Below are 22,601 nucleotides of genomic sequence, written 5' to 3'. Positions count from 1 at the left end.
CCTGATGAGCGAGAAAGAGCTAAAACAACTTGGTGAGAAGGCGCTAGCCGAGGCGAACGCCGCGTCCGCGGAGACGATTGAGGACGTGCGCGTCAGATACCTGGGCCGGAAGGGAGAGCTGACGGAGGTTCTGAAGAGCCTTGGCGGCTTGCCTGAGGAAGAACGCCCCGTTATCGGCGGCCTGGCCAACGACATCCGGCAAAGGCTGGAAGCGGCGTTGATTGAGCGCTCCGAACATCTGGCCAAAGAAGTTGTCGCCGAGCGGCTAAGGACGGAACGCATTGACATTACGTTGCCGGCTCGACCGCCGCTGATCGGCGCGGCCCATGTGATCACCAGGACGATCCGGGAAATCGAGGAGATTTTTACCTCGCTAGGATACGGAATCGTTGAAACGAGGGAGATCGAGAACGAATATTACAATTTCACGGCGCTAAACACGCCGCCGGATCACCCGGCCAGGACGCTGCAAGCCACTTTCTATGTAGACAGGCCGTCGGCCGGCGGGAATGAAGGGCGGCCGCTTTTAAGAACGCAAACATCCCCGGCGCAGATCCGCGTCATGGAGAAACAAGCGCCCCCTGTTTTCGTCATCGTGCCGGGCAAAGTTTACCGCCCGGACGTCGCCGACCCCACTCACAGCCCCATGTTCCACCAGGTAGAAGGGCTGGCGGTCGATAAGAATATCACGTTCGGCGACCTCAAGGGAACGTTGGAGGTTTTCTGCCACAAAATGTTCGGCGCGGACCGTGCCGTCCGTTTCAGACCGCATTTCTTCCCGTTTACGGAACCCAGCGCTGAGGTCGACGTTTCCTGCATTCGTTGCGGAGGCGAGGGCTGTCGGATATGCAGCCATACCGGCTGGCTGGAGATTATGGGTTGCGGCATGGTCGACCCAAATGTCTTCGTGATGGTTGGCTACGATCCCACCAAAGTAACCGGATTCGCCTTCGGGATGGCGCCGGACCGCATCGCGATGCTTAAATACGATATTCCGGACATCAGGATGTTCTTCGAGAACGACATCAGATTCTTAAGGCAGTTCAAATGAAAGTTTCAGTTAACTGGCTAAAGGAATATGTAGACATTCCTTGGACGCCGTGCGAGCTGGCCAACCGGCTGGAAATGACCGGTACCGCCGTGGAGTCTGTGACCGAGATCAAACCGTCTTTGGACAAGATCGTAACCGGTGTAATTAAGGCCATCGAGCCCCATCCGCAGGCGGATAAACTGGTCGTGACCCGCGTCGATGCGGGGTCGGGCGAGCTAACGATCGTCTGCGGGGCCAAAAACATCAACCCCGGCGACAAAGTGCCGGTCGCGTTGATCGGGGCTGAGCTGGGCGGCGGTTTAACCATTAAGAAGGCGTCGCTGCGCGGCGTTGAATCAGAGGGCATGCTTTGTTCGGAAACAGAGCTTGAGCTGGGGGAAGACGCCGCCGGGATCATGATCCTCGATCCCGAGGCGAAAGTCGGCGTGGGTATCTCCGAGCATTTGGGTTTGGAAGACACCGTGATCGAGTTTGAGATAACGCCCAACCGTCCCGACTGCATGTCGATGATTGGAATCGCCCGTGAGGTCGGGGCGATAACGGGCGGCAAAATAAAAGCGCCTCCGGTAAAGATTAAAGAAGGGCAGACAACCGCCGGCTTCCTGGCCTCCGTTGATATCAAGGACCCGGACCTTTGTCCGAGATATTCGGCCAGGATTATTACCGGTCTACAGGTCGGGACCTCGCCGTTCTGGATGAGACAGCGGCTGTCCAAGGCGGGTATACGGCCGATCAACAACTTAGTCGACATAACCAACTACATTTTGTTGGAGACCGGCCAACCGCTGCACGCTTTTGACAAAAAGCTTGTCAAGGACGCCAAGATAATCGTCCGCCGGGCGGAGTTAAACGAAAACATGACTACTTTGGACGGGGTTAACCGGGTTTTAGGACCGGACACCCTGGTCATCGCCGATCCTTCCGGTCCGGTCGCCCTGGCAGGCATAATGGGCGGCTCGACGACCGAGATTAACGAGGCTACGACGGAATGTCTGCTCGAGTCGGCATATTTTGCTCCGACCGGGATTTTTAGGACCAGTTTCGACATGGATCTGCGCTCGGAGGCGTCGGCCAGATTTGAACGCGGCACCGACCCCGAAGGCACGCTGTTCGCGGCCGACAGGGCGGCTTATCTGATACAGGAACTGGCCGGCGGCAAGGTGGCCAAGGGCGCTATCGATGTTTATCCGAAGAAGATCGCGGCCAGGACAGTTAACCTTGAAACGGCCAAAGCCAGGTCTTTTATCGGGGCGGAGATCAGCGACAAGGAGATGGCCGGAATCCTGAAAGCGCTGGATTTCAAAGTAGAGATCAAGGCTGGCGCAATCAAGGCGACACCTCCGTCGTTCCGACCGGATATCGCTCGCGTGGTCGACTTGATCGAGGAGATAGCCAGGGTCTACGGATTCGCCAACGTGCCATCAACAGTTCCGGATAGCGGGGGCAGCGCGGCTCCTTTGACGTCCGAGCAGATATCTATCAGGAAAGCAGAGTCTGTACTGGCGGCTGCCGGTTTGCTGGAAGCGGTCAACTACGCGTTTATCGACCCGGCGGATATAGCCAAGTTGATTCTGCCCGCCGATGACCGGCGCGCGGCCGCGATCAAGCTGGCCAATCCGGTCAGCGAGGCGCAAAGCGTTTTAAGGACTTCGTTGTTGCCTGGTCTATTCAACGCGGTCCGGTTTAACGCTAATTACGGCGAGATGAACTGCGCGCTTTTCGAAACGGGGCGCGTCTTCTTTGACGAGGACGATGCCGGTTTACCGCTGGAAAGAGTCATGGCCGCCGGCTTATTGACCGGGGCTTTAGGAAACGACACCTGGTACGGGAAAGGCCGCGGAGTGGATTTCTTCGATATTAAGGGCATCGTAGAAGCTTTGGTCGAACGCCTGGACGTGACCGAAAGCCGGATAGAGCGGGCGGAGGACGCGATCTTCCATCCCGGCCAATGCGCGAGTTTGAGGGTGAAGGGAATACAGGCGGGGGTATTCGGCCTGGTGCATCCGATGGTCGCTAAGAATTACGAGTTCGCCAACGACGTCTTCGCTTTTGAAATAGACACAGGGATCCTGGCCGAGGCCAGGAATCCAGCCGTGAAAGTAGTCCCGCCGTCCCGCTACCCGCAAATGATTCGGGACGTGGCCACCCTGGTTGATACCGAAATGACAGTCGAGCAAATTACAGATGTTATTAAGAAAGCCGCGGGCGACTTACTGGCCGACGCGTATCCGTTCGACCTTTACTCCGGCAACCAGGTGCCGACCGGCAAGAAGAGCCTGGCGTATCGCCTGGTTTACCGGGCACCGGACCGCACTTTGACTGTTGAGGAGACCGACGCGGCCCACGCGAAAGTCATCGAAGCCCTAAAGAAAAACATCAAGGCCGAAATAAGATAAAATGAAAACGCATACAGTCATCCTGGGGACGCCCGTTTTTTGCGGCCGCAGGAACTGACACGAAGCTTACTATCCAGCCCTAATCGTGTTTGGTAGATCAAGAAACCGCTTGCATAGACATTCACACCTCTGTATAATATGCGTACTGTTGTATTTATTTATGGAGGCTTAAATGATTAAGGCGGCGATAATCGGAGCGTCGGGTTACACGGGAGCGGAGCTTATGCGTCTGCTCGGGCCCCGGGACGACGTCAAGGTAATCCTGGCCACTTCGGAAACATACGCGGGCCAGGCCGCATCCGGATTGTATCCTAGTCTTGACGGACCGAACGATATCGAATATTCGGCTTATACCGGGCCGAACAGCGCGAATCAGGCGGATATCGTATTCGCAGCGCTGCCGCACGGAAAGTCCATGGAGATAGTGGCCGGCCTGGCCAAGGCAGGCAAAAAAGTCATTGACCTCAGCAGTGATTTCCGTCTGCCGGATCCGGAACTCTACCAGAAATGGTACGGCGTGCCGCACACGCAGACCGACTTGTTGCCGGAGGCGGTTTACGGTTTGCCGGAAATCAATCTTGGCAATATCGCCGGCAGTTCACTGGTCAGCAATCCCGGGTGTTACCCGACGTCGGCTATTTTGGCCATGGCGCCGGCAGTTAAGAAAAACATTGTTTACTGTCAGGACATTATCGTCAACAGCATAAGCGGCGTCAGCGGCGCCGGCCGTGAAGCGAACCAAAAAACGCACTTCTGCGCCCGTTCGGACAGCGTGGCGGCGTATAAGGCCGGAGGCTTACATCAACATATACCGGAGATGGAGCTTTATTTAAGCCGGCTGGCGGGTGATGACGCGAAGATATCGTTTACTCCTCATCTAGGGCCGTTCTCACGCGGTATTTACTCGACCGTGTATGCCGACTTGACCGAGGATATATCCTCAGCGGAGATACAGCAGGTTTATCAAGAATACTATCAGGACAGCGTCTTCGTTCACGTCCTGCCGGACGGGGTAATGCCGGAGTTGAAATCGGTCGTCGGTTCGAACTATTGCCATCTTGGTTTGGTCGTTGACGAGCGTACCGGCCGGTTAATCGTTGCCTCCGCCCTGGACAATCTGGTGAAAGGCGCGGCCGGGCAGGCGGTTCAGAACATGAATATATTGTTCGGCCTGGCCGAAGACGTTGGCTTGAAAACAATAGGACTCCTGCCATGATCGCCGTGAAGAGCGTCAAAGGCGGTGTGACGGCTCCGCTGGGGTTCAAAGCCGCCGGCGTGGTCTGCGGGATCAAAAAAAGCGGCTTGCCGGATATGGCCGTCGTCGTTGCCGATCCTCCGGCCAAAGCCGGATGCATGTTTACCACGAACGCGGTTAAGGCGGCTCCGGTCGTTGTCTCCATGGAGAACTGCGGGGAGAAGCATATCGCAGCGATTATCATCAACAGCGGAAACGCGAACGCTTGCACCGGAGACAAGGGCTTAAGCGACGCGCGCGAAATGTGCGCCCAGGCTGCTGATATCGTCGGGGTCAAGGAGAATAAGATACTCGTTGCCTCGACCGGGATCATCGGCATACCGCTGCCGATGGAGGCCGTTAAAAAGGGTATCAAGGCGGCCATGGCCAAAGCGACAGTCAAGGGCGGCGCGGCGGCCGCAAAGGCGATAATGACGACTGATAAACAACCCAAGGAAGCGGCGGTTGAGGTAGCCATCGGCAAGAAAACCGTCCGCATAGGGGGTATGGCCAAAGGGGCCGGCATGATCGCTCCGAACATGGCGACCATGATCGCCGTCATAACCACCGACGCCGATATCTGTGCGAAAGCTTTGGACCAATCGGTCCGGGAAGCCGTCGACGTTTCGTTCCATTGTATTTCCATAGACGGGGATATGAGCACGAACGATACGGTTAATGTCCTGGCAAACGGCGCGGCCGGCAACACCCATATTCTGCAAAACACGTCAGGCCATGAGTTGTTCACGGCCGGGTTGACTGAAGTAATGTTCAAGCTGGCAGAAATGATGGTGCGGGACGGTGAAGCGGCGACCAAGTTCGTGAAGATCGCGGTCGACGGAGCCGGCTGTCAGGCGGACGCCAAGGCGGTCGCCATGGCCATAGCCGATTCTCTACTGGTAAAATGCGCGCTATTTGGCGAAGACGCCAATTGGGGCCGGATAGCCGCGGCAGCCGGCGCGGCGGGCGTCGATTTCGACCCGCGGCGGTTGGAAATAAGCCTCGATAGCGAGCCGATAATGCGCGGCGGCGAAGGCGTTGTTTTCTGCGTCGAAACGATCAAAAAGATTATGAAGAGCGGGGATATAGAAATCAACCTAAATCTTAACGCGGGACAGGACCGGGCGACGGTTTTGACAACCGACTTGTCGGTCGGATACGTGAAGTTCAACGCCCACTACCGCACCTGAACAGCGTAGGTGGTTAGTAGTTGGCTGTTAGCAGTTAGTATTTAAGACTAACGACCAACAACTAACAACTAATTACTAACGACGATAGGAGTTTATGTGAAAGACGCGATGTATAAGGCTTCCGTTTTGATGGAAGCGTTGCCGTACATAAAAGAACATTTCGGCAAGACTGTCGTCGTCAAATATGGCGGGAACGTGATGGTCAATAACGAGCTAAAGGAAAGCATCGCTTCTGACCTGGTTCTTATGAAGTACGTCGGCATGAATCCGGTTCTGGTGCACGGAGGCGGGCCGGAGATAAGCAAATTCATGGAGAAGTCGGGCAAGGAAGTGAAGTTTGTGGACGGCCTGCGGGTGACCGACGCGGAAACGATGGACATCGTGAAGATGGTGCTCGTGGGCAAGGTGAACAAGGAGATTGTGACCTTGATAAACCGCCATGGTCGGCTGTCGGTAGGAGTCAGCGGAGATGACGGTGATCTGATTCACGCCCGCAAGAAACTTGGGAAAGTTGACCTGGGCTTTGTCGGAGAAGTCGAGAAGATCGAGCCGAAGATCATCAACGACCTGGTGCACGAGGATTTTATTCCGGTGGTCGCCTCCGTCGGGATCGGACGTGACGGGAACAGTTATAACATCAACGCGGACCTTGTCGCGGGCGAGGTGGCGGCGGCAATCAGCGCCGACAAGATCATCTTTCTAACGGATGTCGCGGGTTTGTATCGGGATTTTGACGACAAGAGTTCGTTGATTTCGGAACTGTCAGAGAAAGAATGCCGGCGAATGGTAGAGGAGAAACACGTTGAGTCGGGCATGCTGCCTAAACTATCGGGCTGCCTTAAAGCGCTGGAAGGCGGCGTGAACCGGGCTCACATTCTGGACGGAACGATTCCTCACGCCTTGCTGCTCGAGGTGTTTACCAAAGAGGGCGTCGGCACAATGATAATCTGATGGTGATTGGTGCAAGGCGGCCAGTGACGGAGTGAAACTTGAAGTGATGAAGGTGACGAAAAAGGCGCTATCACCAGCATCACTAGAATCACCTCCTCCATCACTTAGTTTGGCGATTGGCGACAAGTGGCGGAGATTAGGGTAGGAGATTATATGAAAACACATGAGGTTATGGAACTGGACAAGAAATATGTGATGAACACGTACGCGCGGCTGCCGGTCGTTTTTGTCAAGGGGAGCGGAGTCAAGCTGTGGGACACGGACGGACGGGAGTACCTTGATTTCGTCGGCGGCATCGGCGTAGCGGCGATCGGCCACTGCCACCCCTATGTCGTCAAAGCCTTGACCGAGCAAGCGGCCAACTTGATCCATACCAGCAATCTTTTTTATACGGAACCGACCGCGCTCTTGGCGGAGAAACTGATTGACATGACGTTTCCCGGCAAGGTGTTCTTCGCCAACAGCGGCGCCGAGGTTAATGAGGCGGCCATCAAGTTAGCGAGGAAATACGCCAAGGACGCGGATTTGGGATCTTACGTGATTCTGACGGCGGAACACTCCTTTCATGGGCGGACACTGGCAACGTTGGCCGCGACGGGACAGCCGGATAAACACGAACCGTTCAAGCCGATGCCGGCCGGGTTCATCCACGCGGAGTTCAACAACATAAAATCTTTGGAAGACGCCGCGACGGCGGGACTGGCGGCCGTGATGCTGGAAGTCGTGCAAGGGGAGGGTGGCGTTAATGTGGCCGATTACGTGTATGTGGAAAAAGCGCGTGAGATCTGCGACCAGAGCGGTGCTTTGCTCATCATTGACGAGGTTCAATCCGGCTTAGGCCGGACCGGAAAGATGTTCGCTTACGAGCATTATGACGTGGACCCAGATATTGTCACGGTCGCGAAGGGCTTAGGCGGGGGCGTGCCGATCGGCGCAGTTATCGCTTCAAAAAAAGTGCACGAGGTATTCGAGCCGGGCGACCACGGCACGACGTTCGGCGGATCTCCTCTAACCGCCGCGGCGGGATTGGCTGCGCTACAAGCGATTGAGGACGAGGCAATGGTGGACAACGCGGGGACAATGGGAAGTTACCTGATAAACAGCCTAAACGTGTTGCGGGAGCGGGTTGATTGTATAGCCGATGTTCGCGGCCTGGGGTTGATGGCCGCCTTAGAGCTCACCGAGCCGGCCACCCAGGACGTCGTGTTGGACTGTTTGAAACGAGGCCTTGTCATCAACAAGACGTCGGCAACGACGCTGCGGTTCCTGCCGCCGCTTATCGTCACCAAAGACGACGTTGACGCGATGATAGAAACCTTGCAAGCGTCGTTGGAGGCGTTATGCTGAGCAAAGATTTTTTAACATACGAGGAGTTAGACAAGCGCGACGTCGACGTCCTTCTGGCCAAAACGGCCGATATGAAAGACAAGCTCAAGAAGGGATATCGCGACCAACCGCTGAGCGGGAAGAGCGTCGCTTTAGTTTTTGATAAGCCGTCGACGCGGACGCGTATATCGTTTGAGGTCGGTCTGTTTCAGCTGGGCGCCCACGCTGTTGTTCTGTACGGCCAAGACATGCAGCTGGGGCGGGGCGAGACCATTGAGGATACGGGCCGCGTGATTTCCCGGTATTGCGACGCGATCGTTATCCGTACCTTTGAGCAGGAAAAGCTGGAGAAACTGGCGGCCGCGGCCACGGTGCCGGTGGTAAACGCGCTTACCAACCAGCACCACCCCTGCCAAGCGCTGGCGGACATGTTTACCATCTTTGAGAAGAAAAAGACTTTGGCCGGCCTAAAACTGGCCTATCTGGGAGACGGTAACAACGTTTTAAACTCGCTAATGATAGCCGCGGCGACTTCGGGGATGAACATAACGGCGGCTTGTCCGAAGGCATTTTCAGCGAACGCTAAAATGGTCAAGACAGCTAAGGAAATCGCTATCGACACCGGGTCAACCGTTGCGGTAACGGAAGACCCAATGGTCGCGGCCAAACAAGCGGATATTCTGTACACGGATGTCTGGGTAAGTATGGGCGATGAAGCGGAGCGCGGGAAGCGGATGGACGCCCTGCGGCCCTATCGCATCGACGAGGAGGTCATGTCTGTCGCGAAGGTGGACGCGCTGGTCATGCACTGTTTGCCGGCGCACAGGGGAGAGGAAATCGACGCCGGCATACTGGACGGACCGAACTCGGTAGTTTTCGACCAGGCTGAAAACCGTTTGCATGCGCAGAAGGCGCTAATGAACGCATTGATCGGCAAAGGCGGATGGCGATGAGGGAGAAAACGGCTCGCCAGGCAGCCATGCTTAAAGTCATAGAAACGCGTCAGGTAGAGACGCAAGAGGACCTGGCGGAGGAGCTAAAGAAAGCGGGTTTCCAGACGACGCAAGCGACTTTGTCGCGTGACCTAAAAGAGATGGGCGTCGGCAAGACACGATCGAAAGTCGGCAAACTGGTCTACGCGACGGGTGCGGTGCAGTCCCAGGCCTGGCCGGCCTTGCGGCGCATGGCGCAGGATCTTGTTAGCGAGGTAAAGCGCGCGGGCAACCTGGTTATTGTAAAAACACTGCCCGGGTACGCCTCCGGAGTCGCCACAGCGGTCGATAACCTTGGCGACAAAACGATCCTGGGGAGCGTGGCCGGCGATGATACAATACTTGTCATAACGTCTGACGAGGCCAGCGGGCAGGCTTTTGCCAAGAGCCTGGCCGTGAAAGGAGTTTAAATGGCAGAAAAGGTTATTCTGGCGTATTCCGGCGGGCTTGACACATCCGTCGCCATACCCTGGCTAAAAGAGAATTATGGATATGATGTCGTGGCGTTGGCGGTCGATTTGAACGGCGGCGAAGACGTCAGCGAAGCCTTGGCGCGCGCCAAGCGCAACGGAGCGGCCGAGGTCTACGGGATCGACGCCAGCGAAGAATTCGTAAACGAGTACCTGGCCCGGGCCATTCGCGCCAATGCCTTATACGAGGACAAATATCCTCTCGCGACCGCTTTAGGCCGTCCGTGTATCGTCAAGCATCTAGTCAAGCAGGCCGCCAAGAGCGGCGCGGTGGCTGTCGCTCACGGCTGCACCGGGAAAGGCAACGACCAGGTACGCTTTGACATAGGCATCAAGACATTGGACCCCGGTTTGAAAATCGTAGCTCCGATACGCGAGTGGAAGATGTCTCGCGAGGAAGAGATCGAATACGCGAACGGGAAAGGCATAGAAATAACCGTCGATAAGGATAAGGTTTACAGCATCGACGCCAACCTCTGGGGAACCGCGATCGAAGGCGGCGACCTTGAGGATCCATGGCAGGAACCGGGCGAAAAGGTGTATCTGATGACCAAGCCTGTCAGCGAGGCGCCGGACGAACCGGCCTACGCGGAACTTGGTTTTGAGTCGGGCTTGCCGGCTTCGCTGAACGGTAAGCAAATGACGCTCAAGGAGATTATACTCAGCCTGAACACGTTGGCGGGCGCGCACGGGGTGGGGCGTTTAGACATGATAGAGAACCGTCTTGTCGGTATAAAGTCTCGAGAGGTCTACGAGGCGCCGGCGGCGTTGTCGATCATCGCCGCCCATAAGGCGCTTGAGGATTTAACAATGGAACGGGACTCCCTGCATTTTAAGCGCATCGCGGAACAGAAATACGCCGACCTGATTTATACGGGGATGTGGTTTTCACCTCTTCGCCAGGCCTTGGACGAGTTTTTCTTGAGCTTGCAGAAGAATGTGACGGGCACCATTCGGTTGAAGTTCTTCAAAGGCAACTTGACAGTCGCCGGCCGTCGCTCCCCGGCCTCCCTTTACGAACGCGAACTGGCTACATATGACAAGGACGACATCTTTGAGCACGACGCGGCGACCGGGTTCATCGAACTGTGGGGCTTACCGCTGATCGAATGGGCTAAGAAAAACAAGGAGAAAAAATGAAACTTTGGGGCGGGCGTTTTGACAAAGAACCGGCCGAGATAATGGAGGAGTTCAACGCGTCACTGCCGTTCGACAAACGCTTGTACCGGGAGGATATCGAGGTCAACGCGGCGCATGCCAAAATGCTGGGGCACACCGGGATTATCACGGAAGATGAGGCCGGCTCGATTGTCGTCGGTTTAAAAGAGATTAAGAAAGAGATGGACAAGGGCGGGTTTGCTTATGTCGCCAGCGACGAGGATATCCATACGGCGATAGAGCGCGCGCTGATCGAGAAGATCGGACCCGTCGGAGGCAAGCTGCGCACCGGCCGCAGCCGCAACGACGTCGCGGTCACGGACTTGCGCCTGTACGTTAAACGAGAAGCAGACGACATCGTCGCGCTTATCAAAGGCCTTCAGAAGACGCTGACCGATCGCGCGGAAGCCGACGGGAACGCGCTGATGCCCGGCTACACCCATCTGCAGAAGGCGCAACCGATTTTGCTTGGCCACCATTTAATGGCGTACTTTTTTATGCTGGAGCGGGACGCGGCGCGTTACGTTGATTGCCGCGGCCGCGCCGATGCCCTGGCTTTAGGCTCAGGCGCCCTGGCGGGCACCGTATTCCCGATAGACCGGGACTTTGTCGCCAAGGAACTCGGGTTTTCTCGAGTCTTGCAGAACAGTTTGGACGGCGTGTCCGACCGGGATTTCGCCCTGGAGTTTATCGCGGCCGGAGCGGTTACGATGACGCACCTAAGCCGTTTGGCCGAGGAGATGATCCTCTGGTCGACGCGAGAATTCGGTTTCGCCGAGCTTGACGAATCCTATTCCACGGGATCGAGCATAATGCCGCAGAAAAAGAACCCCGACGCGGCGGAACTCGTACGCGGCAAAAGCGGCCGCGTTTTCGGACACCTGATGGGCTTACTGACCGTGATGAAAGGTTTACCGCTGGCCTACAACAAAGATTTGCAGGAAGACAAGGAAGGTCTGTTTGATACGGCTGACACGGTCAAAATGAGCCTTAAGGTAATGGCGGGCGTGCTGGCAACGGTCAAGTTCAATCCGTCCCGCATGGCCAAGGCCGCAGACGATGGTTTCATTACCGCGACCGACCTGGCTGATTATCTGGCCGCCAAGGGAGTTCCTTTCAAGGAAGCCCATACGATTGTCGGGAGCATCGTAAAACAGTGCATCCGCAAACATAAGCAGTTGATCGACCTATCGCTGGATGAGTTTAAGGATTTCTCGACCAAATTCGACCGCGACGTCCTGGACGTCATTCGCGTCAAACGCAGCGTCGAGCGCCGCGATAGCGCCGGCGGCACCTCGCCTAAACAATTGGCCGGCCAGATAGACGCCGCGCGGGAGCTAATCGGCTGATGACCAACCAGGAAGTCGCCTCCCGATTAGACGATATCGGCGACATGCTGGAAATCCTGGGCGATAATCCCTTCCGGGTGCGGGCCCATCACCGGGCCGCCAACAGTATCAGAAGCTCGATAGAAGACGTCGGGGTGCTGGTAAAAGATGGCCGTTTAACCGAGCTGCCGGCTGTCGGAGAGCGTCTGGCCGAACGGATCGCCGAGTTACTCACGACTGGTAAGATGGCCTATTACGAGGACCTCAAAACGCAGGTCCCGCCTCGTTTACTTGAGCTTATGAGCGTCCCCGGCGTCGGCCCCAAGAAAGCTAAACTCTTCTACGAAGAGCTTAGAATTACCGACGTCGACGAGTTGATGGAGGCGGCCAGGGAAGGGCGCGTCTCCGCGCTCAAAGGGATGAACGCGAAGACTGAAGAGAACATTATCAAGGGTATCGAACTCCTCCGCGTCGGACGAAAAAGAATGCTCTTGAGCGAGGCTTATCCCGCCGCCAAGAAATTCGTCGACGCCATAAGAACGCAGCCGGGCGTGGCGGATGCGGACTATGCGGGGTCGCTGCGCCGTATGAAGGAGACGATCGGCGATATCGACATTCTGGCCGCAGGCGATGATACGGCCGCGATAACCGGATATTTTACCGGCCTGCCTGATGTCGAGCGCGTGTTGGCCAGGGGAGACACCAAAGCCAGCGTACTCACGGGCAATGGCTTACAAGTAGATTTACGCGTCGTCAAACCGGCCGAGTACGGCAGCGCCCTCCAGTATTTTACCGGCTCGAAGGAGCACAACGTACGGCTGAGAGACATGGCTAAAAAGCGCGGCCTGAAGATCAGCGAATACGGGATATTCGACCTTAAGACCGGGCGAAATCTTGGCAGCCGGAGCGAGGCTGACGTCTACGGGGCGATGGGCCTGGACTATATCGATCCAGAGATTCGCGAGGACCTCGGGGAGATAAAGGCGGCGGAAGCCCACGCTTTGCCAAAACTGGTCGCCCAGTCTGACATTCGAGGGGATTTGCAGGTTCACTCCACTTACAGCGACGGCTTGAATCATATCGCGGACTTGGCCGGGGAGGCCAAAGCGTTAGGTTATGAATACATCGCGATTACCGATCACGCCGAGAAGTTGAAGATCGCCGGGGGAATGACGCGGGAAGACATAAAAAAGCGGCGGGCGGAAATAGAAAGGCTGAACAGCGGACTTGAAGGAATCGTGATTTTAAGCGGCATCGAACTCAACATTGCCGGAGACGGCGGCGTCGATTATCCTGATGAGATTCTCAAAGAGTTCGACATCGTGCTAGCGTCTATCCATTCGGGATTTTCGCAACCGCGCGAGAAGATTATGAAACGCGTTGAACGGGCTCTGGCTAATCCATATATACAGATATTCGCCCACCCGACAGGCCGGGTGATCGGGCGGCGCGAGCCCTACGCCATAGATATCGAGGCGGCCTTCGATCTGGCTGCAGATACGGGGACCATAATGGAGATTAATGCCTTTCCCGACCGTCTGGATTTGCGGGACGATTATATCAGGGAAGCGAAGAGACGCGGGTTGAAGCTCGTCATCAATACCGATTCGCACATGGCCGCGCATCTTCGTTATATGATGTACGGTGTGGCTCAGGCCCGCCGCGGCTGGCTAGAGCCGCCAGACGTTGTGAATACACTGCCGTTAGATAAGATGTTGGCGGCTCTGAAAAACAAGCCGTGAAAGCGTCATCCTGGGGCCGTGTATTTTGCGGTCGCAGGAACTGACACGCAACTTGCTATCCAGGTAAAATCGTGCGTGGTAGATCAATAGCCGAGAAAGGATCCAATGTTTGAGTTCATAGAAATAACCGACGATCGACGCAAAGAGTACGACCGGATCGTCGCCGCCCAACCCGACGCCCACGTGTTTCAATCGTACGAATGGGGCGAGGTTAAAGCGTCGTCCTGGCGTCCGCGAAGGTTTATCATCCGGCAAGAGGGTAAGGACGCCGGCGGGTTTCAGCTCCTGGAACGATACATCAAACAGATAAAGAGGTCGATCTTCTACGTACCCTGCGGACCGGCCGCGGATCTATCAGACGCGGCGCTTGTCAAAGCGTTCGCCGGCAAAATCAGGGAGCTCGCCAAGGAGAAGAAGGCCGTTTTCGTAAAACTTGATCCGCCCGTGCCAAACGAGCGAAGCGACGTGAAAACCGCGTTCAAAGCCGCCGGCTTCAAGCTTGCCGTCGAGGAAAAGGGCGGCTTCGAGGGCATCCAGCCCCGATGTGTCATGCATTTGGACATCAGCGGAACTGAAGATGAGATCCTGGCCAACATGACGGAGAAATGGCGTTACAACATCCGGCTGGCCGCCAGGAAAGGAGTTTCGGTTAGACAGGGGTCGACCGATAAAGACATAAACGAGTTCTACAAGATCCTTGAGGTAACGGGCAAACGGGACGGCTTTCTGATTAGATCCCAGGCATATTTCAAGACAATGTATGAGGTAATGGCTCCGCGGGACATGATCCGTTTGTTCCTGGCGGACTACGACGGCAAGGTCGTGGCGGCGACCATCGCCATCGCGTTTTCCGACAAGTGCTGGTATGTATACGGGGCGTCGGGCAATGAATATCGCAACGTAATGCCAAACCACGCCCTACAATGGGCTATGATAAAATGGGCCAAGGAGCGCGACTGCCCTGTTTATGACTTCCGGGGCGTTCCCTGTGATTTGTCTCCGGAGCATCCGCTGCACGGACTGGTGCGTTTTAAGAAAGGCTTCGGAGCTTATCCGGTAAAATATGTAGGCGAGTACGAGATGACGTTCGCGCCTTTCATTGCGCTGGTCCACAAACACGGTATGCCGGCGTATACCAAACTACGCAAACTTCTGCGCAAATAAGGAGGAGAGCGGGCTTGAGAAACATCGGCCTTACCTGGGTTGAAGTCGACATCGACGCGATCCGGCATAATACGGAACAGGTCTTCAGCCTCTTGAAAGAGGAGACTAAACTGATGGGCGTCGTCAAAGCGGACGGTTACGGTCACGGCGCGTTGGAGATAGCCGAGGCCTGCCTGGCCGCCGGCGCCTCCTATATCGGCGTTAGCACTCTTGAAGAGGGTGTTGAGTTAAGGCGCAGCGGCATTGACGCTCCGATCCTAATTTTCAATCCCGGCATCGGAGAGGAAGCGGACCTACTGATCAAATACGATTTGACGGTTACCTTGGCGGCCATGAAGACCGCCGAACTTCTGTCACACCGCGCCTACAAGCTAGGCGAAGATATTAAAGCTCATCTAAAGATTGAGACAGGTTTCGGTCGGGGCGGCATTTTCCCCGAAGAAGCCGTGGCGTTTATGAAGAAGATCGACGAGATGGGCAACTTCGATGTGGAGGGTGTCTATTCCCAGTTCGCTACGGCTGACGAGAAAGACAAGACATATGCCTATGAGCAACTCGGTAACTTTCAGCGCGCCACCGAGGTCCTGGGCGCGGCCGGGTATAAGCTTGAACTGAAGCATATTTGCAACAGTGCCGCGGTTCTGGACATCCCCGAAGCGCATCTTGATATGGTGCGGGTCGGCAACCTGATTTACGGGCAGTATCCGTCGGCCGACGTTGACCAGAAACTGGACTTAATGAACACCTGGGAGTTAAAATCGACGGTCATGTTTGTTCGGGAGTACCAGAAATCTCAAGTCGTCGGCTACGGCGCGGAGGCCAGGACGAAAAAGGGAATGGTCCTGGCAACCTTACCGATCGGCTTCTCCGACGGCTTTACGCTTCTACCGGAGAGCATCGCCATAAAACCCGGATTCTTCTTAAAAAGATTGGTGACACGGTTCGGCATGAAAGCGAAAAGACAAGTAGGACCGATTGAGATAAAAGACCAGACGACTCCGATCGTCGGCCGCGTGGCGATGCAGCATACGACGGTCGACGTAACGCAACTGTTCAATATTACGCCCGGCGACATTGCGACCATCGCGGCCCGGCGCACTTCCATAAACTCGCGCGTGCCGAAGGTTTATATAAAGGGCGGCCACCCGTATAAGGCGGTCACTTACAACGGAATCAAGCTCTATAGGGGAGAAAAGGGAGGCGGCGCCGAATGAAGCTGAAAGAGATTTACGATCTTGCCGTTAGACTCGGCCGGAAGAACGATCCCCGGGGCGAGATGGCCGTTAAGAAGCAACTGGCCAAAGCCAAGAAGGCCTTTGATGACGCGCCAGAAGACGAACGCGACGAATTCGACGCGGAGAGACTGACCAATCCCTACGCGGATACGAGAATCCTTTACGGCGACTCCAACCTGGAAGTTAAGAATGTCTTAGCGGGCATCGACGTAGAAACGCCGGAGATTGTGCTGGTGGACAGTCTACGCGGTAAAGGTCAAGCGATAGACCTGGTCATAGGCCACCACCCAGAAGCTTCCGCGTTGGCCGGGCTGCCCGACGTCATGCCGATGCAGCCGGATATCTGGCACATGTTCGGCGTTCCCGTTAATGTTGGCGACGCTTTGATGGACGAGCGGATGAAAGAGGTTATGCGCGGTATTCTGCCGGTCAATAAGAACCGGCCGCTGGACGCGGCCAAGATGCTGGACGTCCCCTTTATGTGCTGCCATACGCCGGCCGACAACATGGTAACGTCGAAGCTTACAGCCAGGTTCGATAAGGAAGGGCCTGAAACCGTCGGCGATGTTGTGAAGATTCTGAAGACATTTCCCGAGTATAAGGAAGCGGCCAAGGAGGGGGCTGGTCCGACGGTCATCGTCGGGTGTTCGGCCAACCGGGCCGGCAAGATATTTGTCGATATGACGGGCGGCACCGGCGGACCGCAGAAGGCGATCGAGAAGCTGGTTGCGGCCGGCGTGGGCACCGTCGTCGGAATGCACATGAGCGAGAAAAGCCGCAAAGAAGCGTCTAAACATCATTTGAACGTAGTTATCGCCGGCCATATCTCAAGCGATTCAATAGGCTTGAACATGTTCCTTGACGAACTGGAGAAAAAAGGCGTTAAGGTTACTTCGTTCAGCGGATTGATTCGTCTGCGCTAAGAAGATATTAAAGCCTTTCTAGGGTTGTTTCTGAGAGGTTCCTGAAGCAGGCGGCGGTGCCGGGGACGGGCTCGTCGGACCGGTGTGGATGTTGCAAGTGACTTTCGGCTCTTGGGATGGATCGTCGAAAACCTTCTCAACGACCTGAGGGCACCATTCGGTAGCTAGCAATCCGCTAATGGCACAGATCCGAAGCTTCTTTGTCTCATTGATATACTGCACGTTACCGCCTTCGGGAAAGTCGGAAGGCGGTACCCCGGCCAAAGCCGCCTCCATGAAAGTGCGCCAGATGATAGCGGGGATACTGCCGCCGTATGGCGGGTAACCGTGAATCGAACCCATCGTCACCGAACCCTCCGGGTAACCCATCCAGACGGCGGTTGACAAGTCAGGCGTGTAGCCGACGAACCAGGCGTCCTGCTTATACTCGGCGGTGCCGGTTTTTCCGCAGGCCGGCCGGCCTATATTAGCCCTGTAGCCTGTTCCCCGGGAAATAACCTGTTTCAAGATTTTGCTGACCGTGCGGGCGGTATCGGACGAAACGGCCTGTTTCCCGACAGGTTTGTCCTCCTCGACCATGTTTCCTTCGGTGTCGGTGATTTTCATCACGCTGGTAGGCAGGTTATAAACGCCGTCATTGGCAAGCGTCGCGTAGGCGCTCGCCATTTCCAGAACGGTTGCTCCGTCAGGCAAAGCCCCAAGTATGACCGAAGGATAAGGGGGAACCGGGTTGACGATGCCCAGTTTCTGCGCGGTCTCCGCAACCTTCTCGGGTTTTACGTCAATCGCCAGTTGAGCATAAACGGCGTTAACGGACCATACGGTCGCCTCGGCCACGCTCATTTGGCCGGAGAACTGTCCGCCTTCGTAGTTTTCGACTCTCCAGGTCTCTCCGCCGTATTTAAGCGTCCTTGGCGCCGACGCGTCGTAGGTTCGGTTGGGCGAGATCTTAGCCTCCAGGGCGGCGGCCAGACCCATGACCTTGAAGGCCGACCCCGGGCTTCTCAAAGCCTGGGTCGCCAGATTGAACTTGTTCTTGGTAAAATCGCGTCCGCCGACCAAAGCTTTGACGTAGCCGGTCTTGGGATCGATTGCGACCAAGGCGGCTTCGGGATCTTCCGGATCCGTAAGCGTCCCGAAAACAGCGCTCTCGGCCAGGCCTTGCATCCGCATGTCAAGAGTCGTATAGACCCTCATGCCGCCGCGATAAACCATATTGGCGCCGTATTTATCGATTAAACCAAGTTTGACGTGTTCGACAAAATAGGGCGCGGCGTTAGGAGATTCTTGAGTTGACGTTTTAGGCGGTTGCAGGACGATCGGCAGCTTCTTCGCTTCGGTTGCTTCCTTTTTGGTGATGAATTTCTGCGAGGCCATCTTGTCTAACACCCGGTTGCGGCGCGTCGTGCAGAGTTTAATGTTAACATAGGGGTCGAAGAGGTTCGGCGCTCCGGGCAGCCCGGCCAGCATGGCCGCTTCGACCAGCGTTACATCCTTGGCGTGTTTGCCGAAGTACGTCATCGCCGCCGCTTCAATGCCGTAACAACCTTCCCCGAAATAAACCGTGTTCAGGTACATCTCCAGAATCTTGTCTTTGGAGTATTTCTGTTCCAGCTGGTACGCCAGTGCGGCTTCCTTTATCTTCCGGGAATACGACTGCTCAGGAGTGATAAAGCTGTTACGCACGTATTGCTGGGTTAGCGTCGAACCGCCTTCGGAAACGCCGCCGGTCTGATAATTTACATACAGGGCTCTGATGATCGCCCTGAGATCGACACCGTGGTGATTATAAAAACGCTCGTCTTCAATAGCGACCGTCGCGCGCTGCATGTCTTTCGGGATATCCGCGGAGTTGATGATCTCGCGATCCTGTTCTGCGTGCAGCGTTGCCAGGAGCGTGCCGTCGGCAGCGAATATCTTTGACGTCTGATCGCGGCCGAGATCCTTATACGCGGATAGCTTCGGTAATCCGCCCATGTACCCCGTCGCTACGCCGGCGACACTGCCGGCCAGGATAACGGAAAACAAAAGGAAACCGATTCCGACTCGTTTAAGAATGCGGCGGGCTTTAGAGTTTTTCTGCGGTTTCTTGCGTGCGGCCATATTAGTTATAGTATATCATCTTGATATGGACACAGAACAGCAGCTAAAACTGATCGCATCGGGGGCGGAAGAAATCATCCCGGCGGATGAGCTGAACAAGAAACTCAAAGCCGCCGGGAAGGAAAGTAGACCTCTCCGGGTTAAACTGGGTTTGGATCCAAGCGCTCCTGACATCCACCTCGGCCATACGGTCGTCTTAAGAAAACTAAGGCAGTTTCAGGATCTTGGCCATGTCGCGGTTCTGATAATAGGCGATTTCACCGGGATGATCGGCGACCCGAGCGGCCGCTCCTCCGCGCGGCAGCAGCTGACGGAGGCAGAAGTCAAGGCCAATGCGGCCACTTATGTTACCCAGCTGATGAAGACCTTGGACCGGAAGAAAACGGAAGTCGTCTTCAACAGTTCCTGGCTTAAGAAGATGGGCATGGCCGACGCGGTCCGGCTGGCCGGCGCCTATACGGTCGCCAGGATGCTGGAGCGGGACGACTTCGCCCGTCGCTACGCCGACAACCAGCCCATCAGCATACGAGAACTCATGTACCCGCTGCTCCAGGGATACGACTCCGTCGCGGTTAAGGCGGACGTTGAACTGGGCGGGACCGATCAGAAGTTTAATTTGCTGGTCGGCCGGGAACTACAGCGCGATTACGGCCAGGAGCCCCAAATAGTTTTGATGATGCCCCTCCTGGAAGGCACCGACGGCATCAACAAGATGAGCAAGAGTCTTGGCAACTATATCGGGGTTACGGATTCCGCGGAAGACATGTTCGGGAAGACGATGTCCATACCGGACGAACTGATCGGCCGATACTTCCGCTTGGTCACAGACACGCCGCCGCCAGAGGTCGACAAGATCGAGAAGGGGTTGAGCGACGGAACGCTGCACCCGAACGAAACTAAACGCCGCCTGGCCGGGACGATCGCCGCTATGTATCATGGAGACAAGGCGGCCGAGGCGGCTGAAGAGGCTTTTAATGTAAAACACAAAGTCGGCCACGGCGGAGCGGAGCAGTTGGCGGAGATAGCCGTCCCGGTATCGATCCCGCCCGACGCGCTGACCGACGGCAAGATCAGAATTATCGACCTAATCCGCCTGACTGGATTCGCCTCCACCAATGCAGAGGCCAGACGGCTTGTCCGCCAAGGCGCGGTTAAAGAAAACGGTAACCGCGTCACCGCGGAGGACGCCGAGATAGTCATCAAAGACGGAACACTGCTCCAAGCCGGAAAACGCAAGGTCGCCCTGTTATCTTTAGAGTAAATATTTGTTGACAGGCCGTCCAACCAAGACTATTATAAGATGAGGAGTTCGAAAAAAAGGCAGATGAAGGAGTTACAGGCTTGTCAAACAGATTAGCTTGTTACCGTGTTTCGTATGTTGATAACGGAAAATTGGAGGCGATGTAGTCTGCGTTGCTTCTGTTGACATAACCACGTGAACAGGGGAAACGGAGGTTACCGCCTCTCTCGATTAGGGGCGGTATTCTTTTGTCCCTTTTTAACCGGGATTGTTCCTTGAAAACTAAATAGCGCGCCAGAGTCTCGAATGTAACGCATCGAGACGGAAGTCAAGGATAAGGTTTTTAAATTAACGAAGACTCTAACAATTCTTCGGAGAGTTTGATCCTGGCTCAGAACAAACGCTGGCGGCGTGCCTAACACATGCAAGTCGAGCGATCCTTTGTCCAAATCTGAAGAAGAGCTTGCTCTTTAGACGACGAGGACTCTTTGGGATAGCGGCGAACGGGTGAGTAATGTGTGGGCAACCTACCCTAAAGTCTGGGATAACCTGTGGAAACATGGGCTAATACCGGATAATGTCTCACCGGGGCATCTCGGTGAGAGCAAAGGCTTCGGTCGCTTTTGGATGGGCCCACATTCTATTAGCTTGTTGGTGAGGTAACGGCTCACCAAGGCAATGATGGATAGCCGGTCTGAGAGGATGAACGGCCACACTGGGACTGAGACACGGCCCAGACTCCTACGGGAGGCAGCAGTGAGGAATTTTCCGCAATGGGCGAAAGCCTGACGGAGCAACGCCGCGTGGAGGATGACGGCTTTCGGGTTGTAAACTCCTTTCAGCGGGGACGAAGCCGCAAGGTGACGGTACCCGCAGAAGAAGCCCCGGCCAACTACGTGCCAGCAGCCGCGGTAAGACGTAGGGGGCAAGCGTTGTTCGGAATCATTGGGCGTAAAGCGCTCGTAGGCGGTCGATTAAGTCGGATGTGAAAATCCAGGGCTCAACCCTGGACCTGCATTCGAAACTGATCGACTTGAGTCCAGAAGAGGCAAGTGGAATTCCCGGTGTAGCGGTGAAATGCGCAGATATCGGGAAGAACACCAGTGGCGAAGGCGGCTTGCTGGGATGTGACTGACGCTGAGGAGCGAAAGCTAGGGGAGCAAACAGGATTAGATACCCTGGTAGTCCTAGCCGTAAACGATGGACACTAGGTGTGGGGGGCCGTTGACGCCTCCCGTGCCGCAGCTAACGCATTAAGTGTCCCGCCTGGGGAGTACGGCCGCAAGGCTAAAACTCAAAGGAATTGACGGGGGCCCGCACAAGCGGTGGAGCATGTGGCTTAATTCGACGCAACGCGAAAAACCTTACCAGGGCTTGACATGTTAGCGACAGCTTACAGAAACGTAGGCTTCTCTTCGGAGCGCTATCACAGGTGGTGCATGGTTGTCGTCAGCTCGTGCCGTGAGGTGTTGGGTTAAGTCCCGCAACGAGCGCAACCCCTGTCCTGTGTTGCCACCATTTAGTTGGGAACTCACAGGAGACTGCCGGTGTCAAACCGGAGGAAGGTGGGGATGACGTCAAATCATCATGCCCTTTATGCCCTGGGCTGCACACGTGCTACAATGGCCGGTACAATGGGTTGCGAACCCGCGAGGGTAAGCGAATCCCTAAAAGCCGGCCCAAGTTCGGATTGAAGGCTGCAACTCGCCTTCATGAAGTCGGAATCGCTAGTAATCGCAGATCAGCACGCTGCGGTGAATACGTTCCCGGGCCTTGTACACACCGCCCGTCACACCACGAAAGTCGGTAACACCCGAAGCCGGTGAGCTAACCCTTTTGGGAGGCAGTCGTCGAAGGTGGGATCGGTGATTGGGGTGAAGTCGTAACAAGGTAGCCGTAGGAGAACCTGCGGCTGGATCACCTCCTTTCTAGGGAGTACTTGAACTCCTAGTCAACCACCCGCCAGGCTAGTCCGGCGGGTGTCACTAAGAAACACAAACCATCCTTGTCTTCAGCGCGCTATTTAGTTTTGAGGGAGCATCCCTCACAGCTGCGATATATACGCAGCTGTGGTAGTTAGCAGTTGGAAGTTAGTTGT

Annotated in this window: 16 protein-coding genes and 1 rRNA gene; 16 read left to right on the top strand and 1 reads right to left on the bottom strand. The window is 55.8% G+C overall.

Features of this window, described 5'->3' with window-relative positions:
* The first annotated feature begins 4 nt into the window (after window positions 1-4).
* The 14 genes from pheS (at window position 5) to WC891_07485 (ending at window position 17,160) form a co-directional block, all read left to right on the top strand.
* A complete protein-coding gene (gene pheS, locus WC891_07550; GenBank protein MFA5867794.1) occupies window positions 5-1,051 on the top strand; it encodes a phenylalanine--tRNA ligase subunit alpha in 1,047 nt (348 codons plus the stop codon).
* The gene (pheT, locus tag WC891_07545; GenBank protein ID MFA5867793.1) at window positions 1,048-3,447 is read left to right on the top strand and encodes a phenylalanine--tRNA ligase subunit beta; all 2,400 of its coding nucleotides are present in this window, start codon (window positions 1,048-1,050) and stop codon (window positions 3,445-3,447) included. The genes pheS and pheT overlap by 4 nt, the downstream gene beginning before the upstream one ends.
* 172 nt (window positions 3,448-3,619) lie before the next feature.
* Window positions 3,620-4,663 (top strand): N-acetyl-gamma-glutamyl-phosphate reductase, encoded by a 1,044-nt coding sequence (gene argC / locus WC891_07540; GenBank protein ID MFA5867792.1) that lies wholly within the window; start codon window positions 3,620-3,622, stop codon window positions 4,661-4,663.
* Complete coding sequence (argJ, locus tag WC891_07535; protein ID MFA5867791.1) at window positions 4,660-5,871, top strand: bifunctional glutamate N-acetyltransferase/amino-acid acetyltransferase ArgJ; 1,212 nt, start codon at window positions 4,660-4,662, stop codon at window positions 5,869-5,871. The genes argC and argJ overlap by 4 nt, the downstream gene beginning before the upstream one ends.
* A 96-nt stretch (window positions 5,872-5,967) precedes the next feature.
* A complete protein-coding gene (argB, locus tag WC891_07530; protein ID MFA5867790.1) occupies window positions 5,968-6,822 on the top strand; it encodes an acetylglutamate kinase in 855 nt (284 codons plus the stop codon).
* Between the two features lie 153 nt (window positions 6,823-6,975).
* A complete protein-coding gene (locus WC891_07525) occupies window positions 6,976-8,169 on the top strand; it encodes an acetylornithine transaminase (GenBank protein MFA5867789.1) in 1,194 nt (397 codons plus the stop codon).
* Window positions 8,163-9,101 (top strand): ornithine carbamoyltransferase, encoded by a 939-nt coding sequence (argF, locus tag WC891_07520; protein MFA5867788.1) that lies wholly within the window; start codon window positions 8,163-8,165, stop codon window positions 9,099-9,101. The genes WC891_07525 and argF overlap by 7 nt, the downstream gene beginning before the upstream one ends.
* Window positions 9,098-9,550 (top strand): arginine repressor, encoded by a 453-nt coding sequence (argR, locus tag WC891_07515; protein MFA5867787.1) that lies wholly within the window; start codon window positions 9,098-9,100, stop codon window positions 9,548-9,550. The genes argF and argR overlap by 4 nt, the downstream gene beginning before the upstream one ends.
* Window positions 9,551-10,750: an argininosuccinate synthase gene (locus tag WC891_07510; protein MFA5867786.1), complete on the top strand. Its 1,200-nt coding sequence runs from the start codon at window positions 9,551-9,553 to the stop codon at window positions 10,748-10,750.
* Entirely contained in the window at window positions 10,747-12,117 is a 1,371-nt protein-coding gene (gene argH / locus WC891_07505; protein ID MFA5867785.1) for an argininosuccinate lyase, read from the top strand. Before WC891_07510 ends, argH begins: the two co-directional genes overlap by 4 nt.
* The gene (gene polX, locus WC891_07500; protein ID MFA5867784.1) at window positions 12,117-13,838 is read left to right on the top strand and encodes a DNA polymerase/3'-5' exonuclease PolX; all 1,722 of its coding nucleotides are present in this window, start codon (window positions 12,117-12,119) and stop codon (window positions 13,836-13,838) included. Before argH ends, polX begins: the two co-directional genes overlap by 1 nt.
* A gap of 105 nt (window positions 13,839-13,943) precedes the next feature.
* Entirely contained in the window at window positions 13,944-15,002 is a 1,059-nt protein-coding gene (locus tag WC891_07495; protein MFA5867783.1) for a peptidoglycan bridge formation glycyltransferase FemA/FemB family protein, read from the top strand.
* Between the two features lie 14 nt (window positions 15,003-15,016).
* Window positions 15,017-16,216, top strand: a complete 1,200-nt coding sequence (gene alr, locus WC891_07490; protein MFA5867782.1) for an alanine racemase — start codon at window positions 15,017-15,019, stop codon at window positions 16,214-16,216.
* On the top strand, window positions 16,213-17,160 hold the full coding sequence (locus WC891_07485; GenBank protein MFA5867781.1) for an NGG1p interacting factor NIF3: 948 nt from the start codon (window positions 16,213-16,215) through the stop codon (window positions 17,158-17,160). Before alr ends, WC891_07485 begins: the two co-directional genes overlap by 4 nt.
* 18 nt (window positions 17,161-17,178) lie before the next feature.
* Here the strand turns inward: WC891_07485 and WC891_07480 are convergent, their stop codons facing one another.
* Window positions 17,179-19,263, bottom strand: coding sequence for a PBP1A family penicillin-binding protein (locus tag WC891_07480; GenBank protein ID MFA5867780.1), 2,085 nt, complete (start codon window positions 19,261-19,263; stop codon window positions 17,179-17,181).
* A gap of 25 nt (window positions 19,264-19,288) precedes the next feature.
* Here WC891_07480 and tyrS point away from each other — a divergent pair, with 25 nt between their 5' ends.
* Together tyrS and WC891_07470 are read left to right on the top strand one after the other, a co-directional pair.
* The gene (tyrS, locus tag WC891_07475) at window positions 19,289-20,524 is read left to right on the top strand and encodes a tyrosine--tRNA ligase (protein ID MFA5867779.1); all 1,236 of its coding nucleotides are present in this window, start codon (window positions 19,289-19,291) and stop codon (window positions 20,522-20,524) included.
* Window positions 20,525-20,871: 347 nt separating this feature from the next.
* Window positions 20,872-22,431: ribosomal RNA gene (locus WC891_07470) — 16S ribosomal RNA — on the top strand.
* Window positions 22,432-22,601 lie beyond the last annotated feature (170 nt).

The sequence above is a fragment of the Actinomycetota bacterium genome (genome assembly GCA_041658625.1).
GTDB lineage: Bacteria > Actinomycetota > JAHEXW01 > JAHEXW01 > JAHEXW01 > JBAZZW01.
Note: the sequence above shows the minus strand (reverse complement) of the source record. Positions and strands in the feature narration are given on the sequence as shown.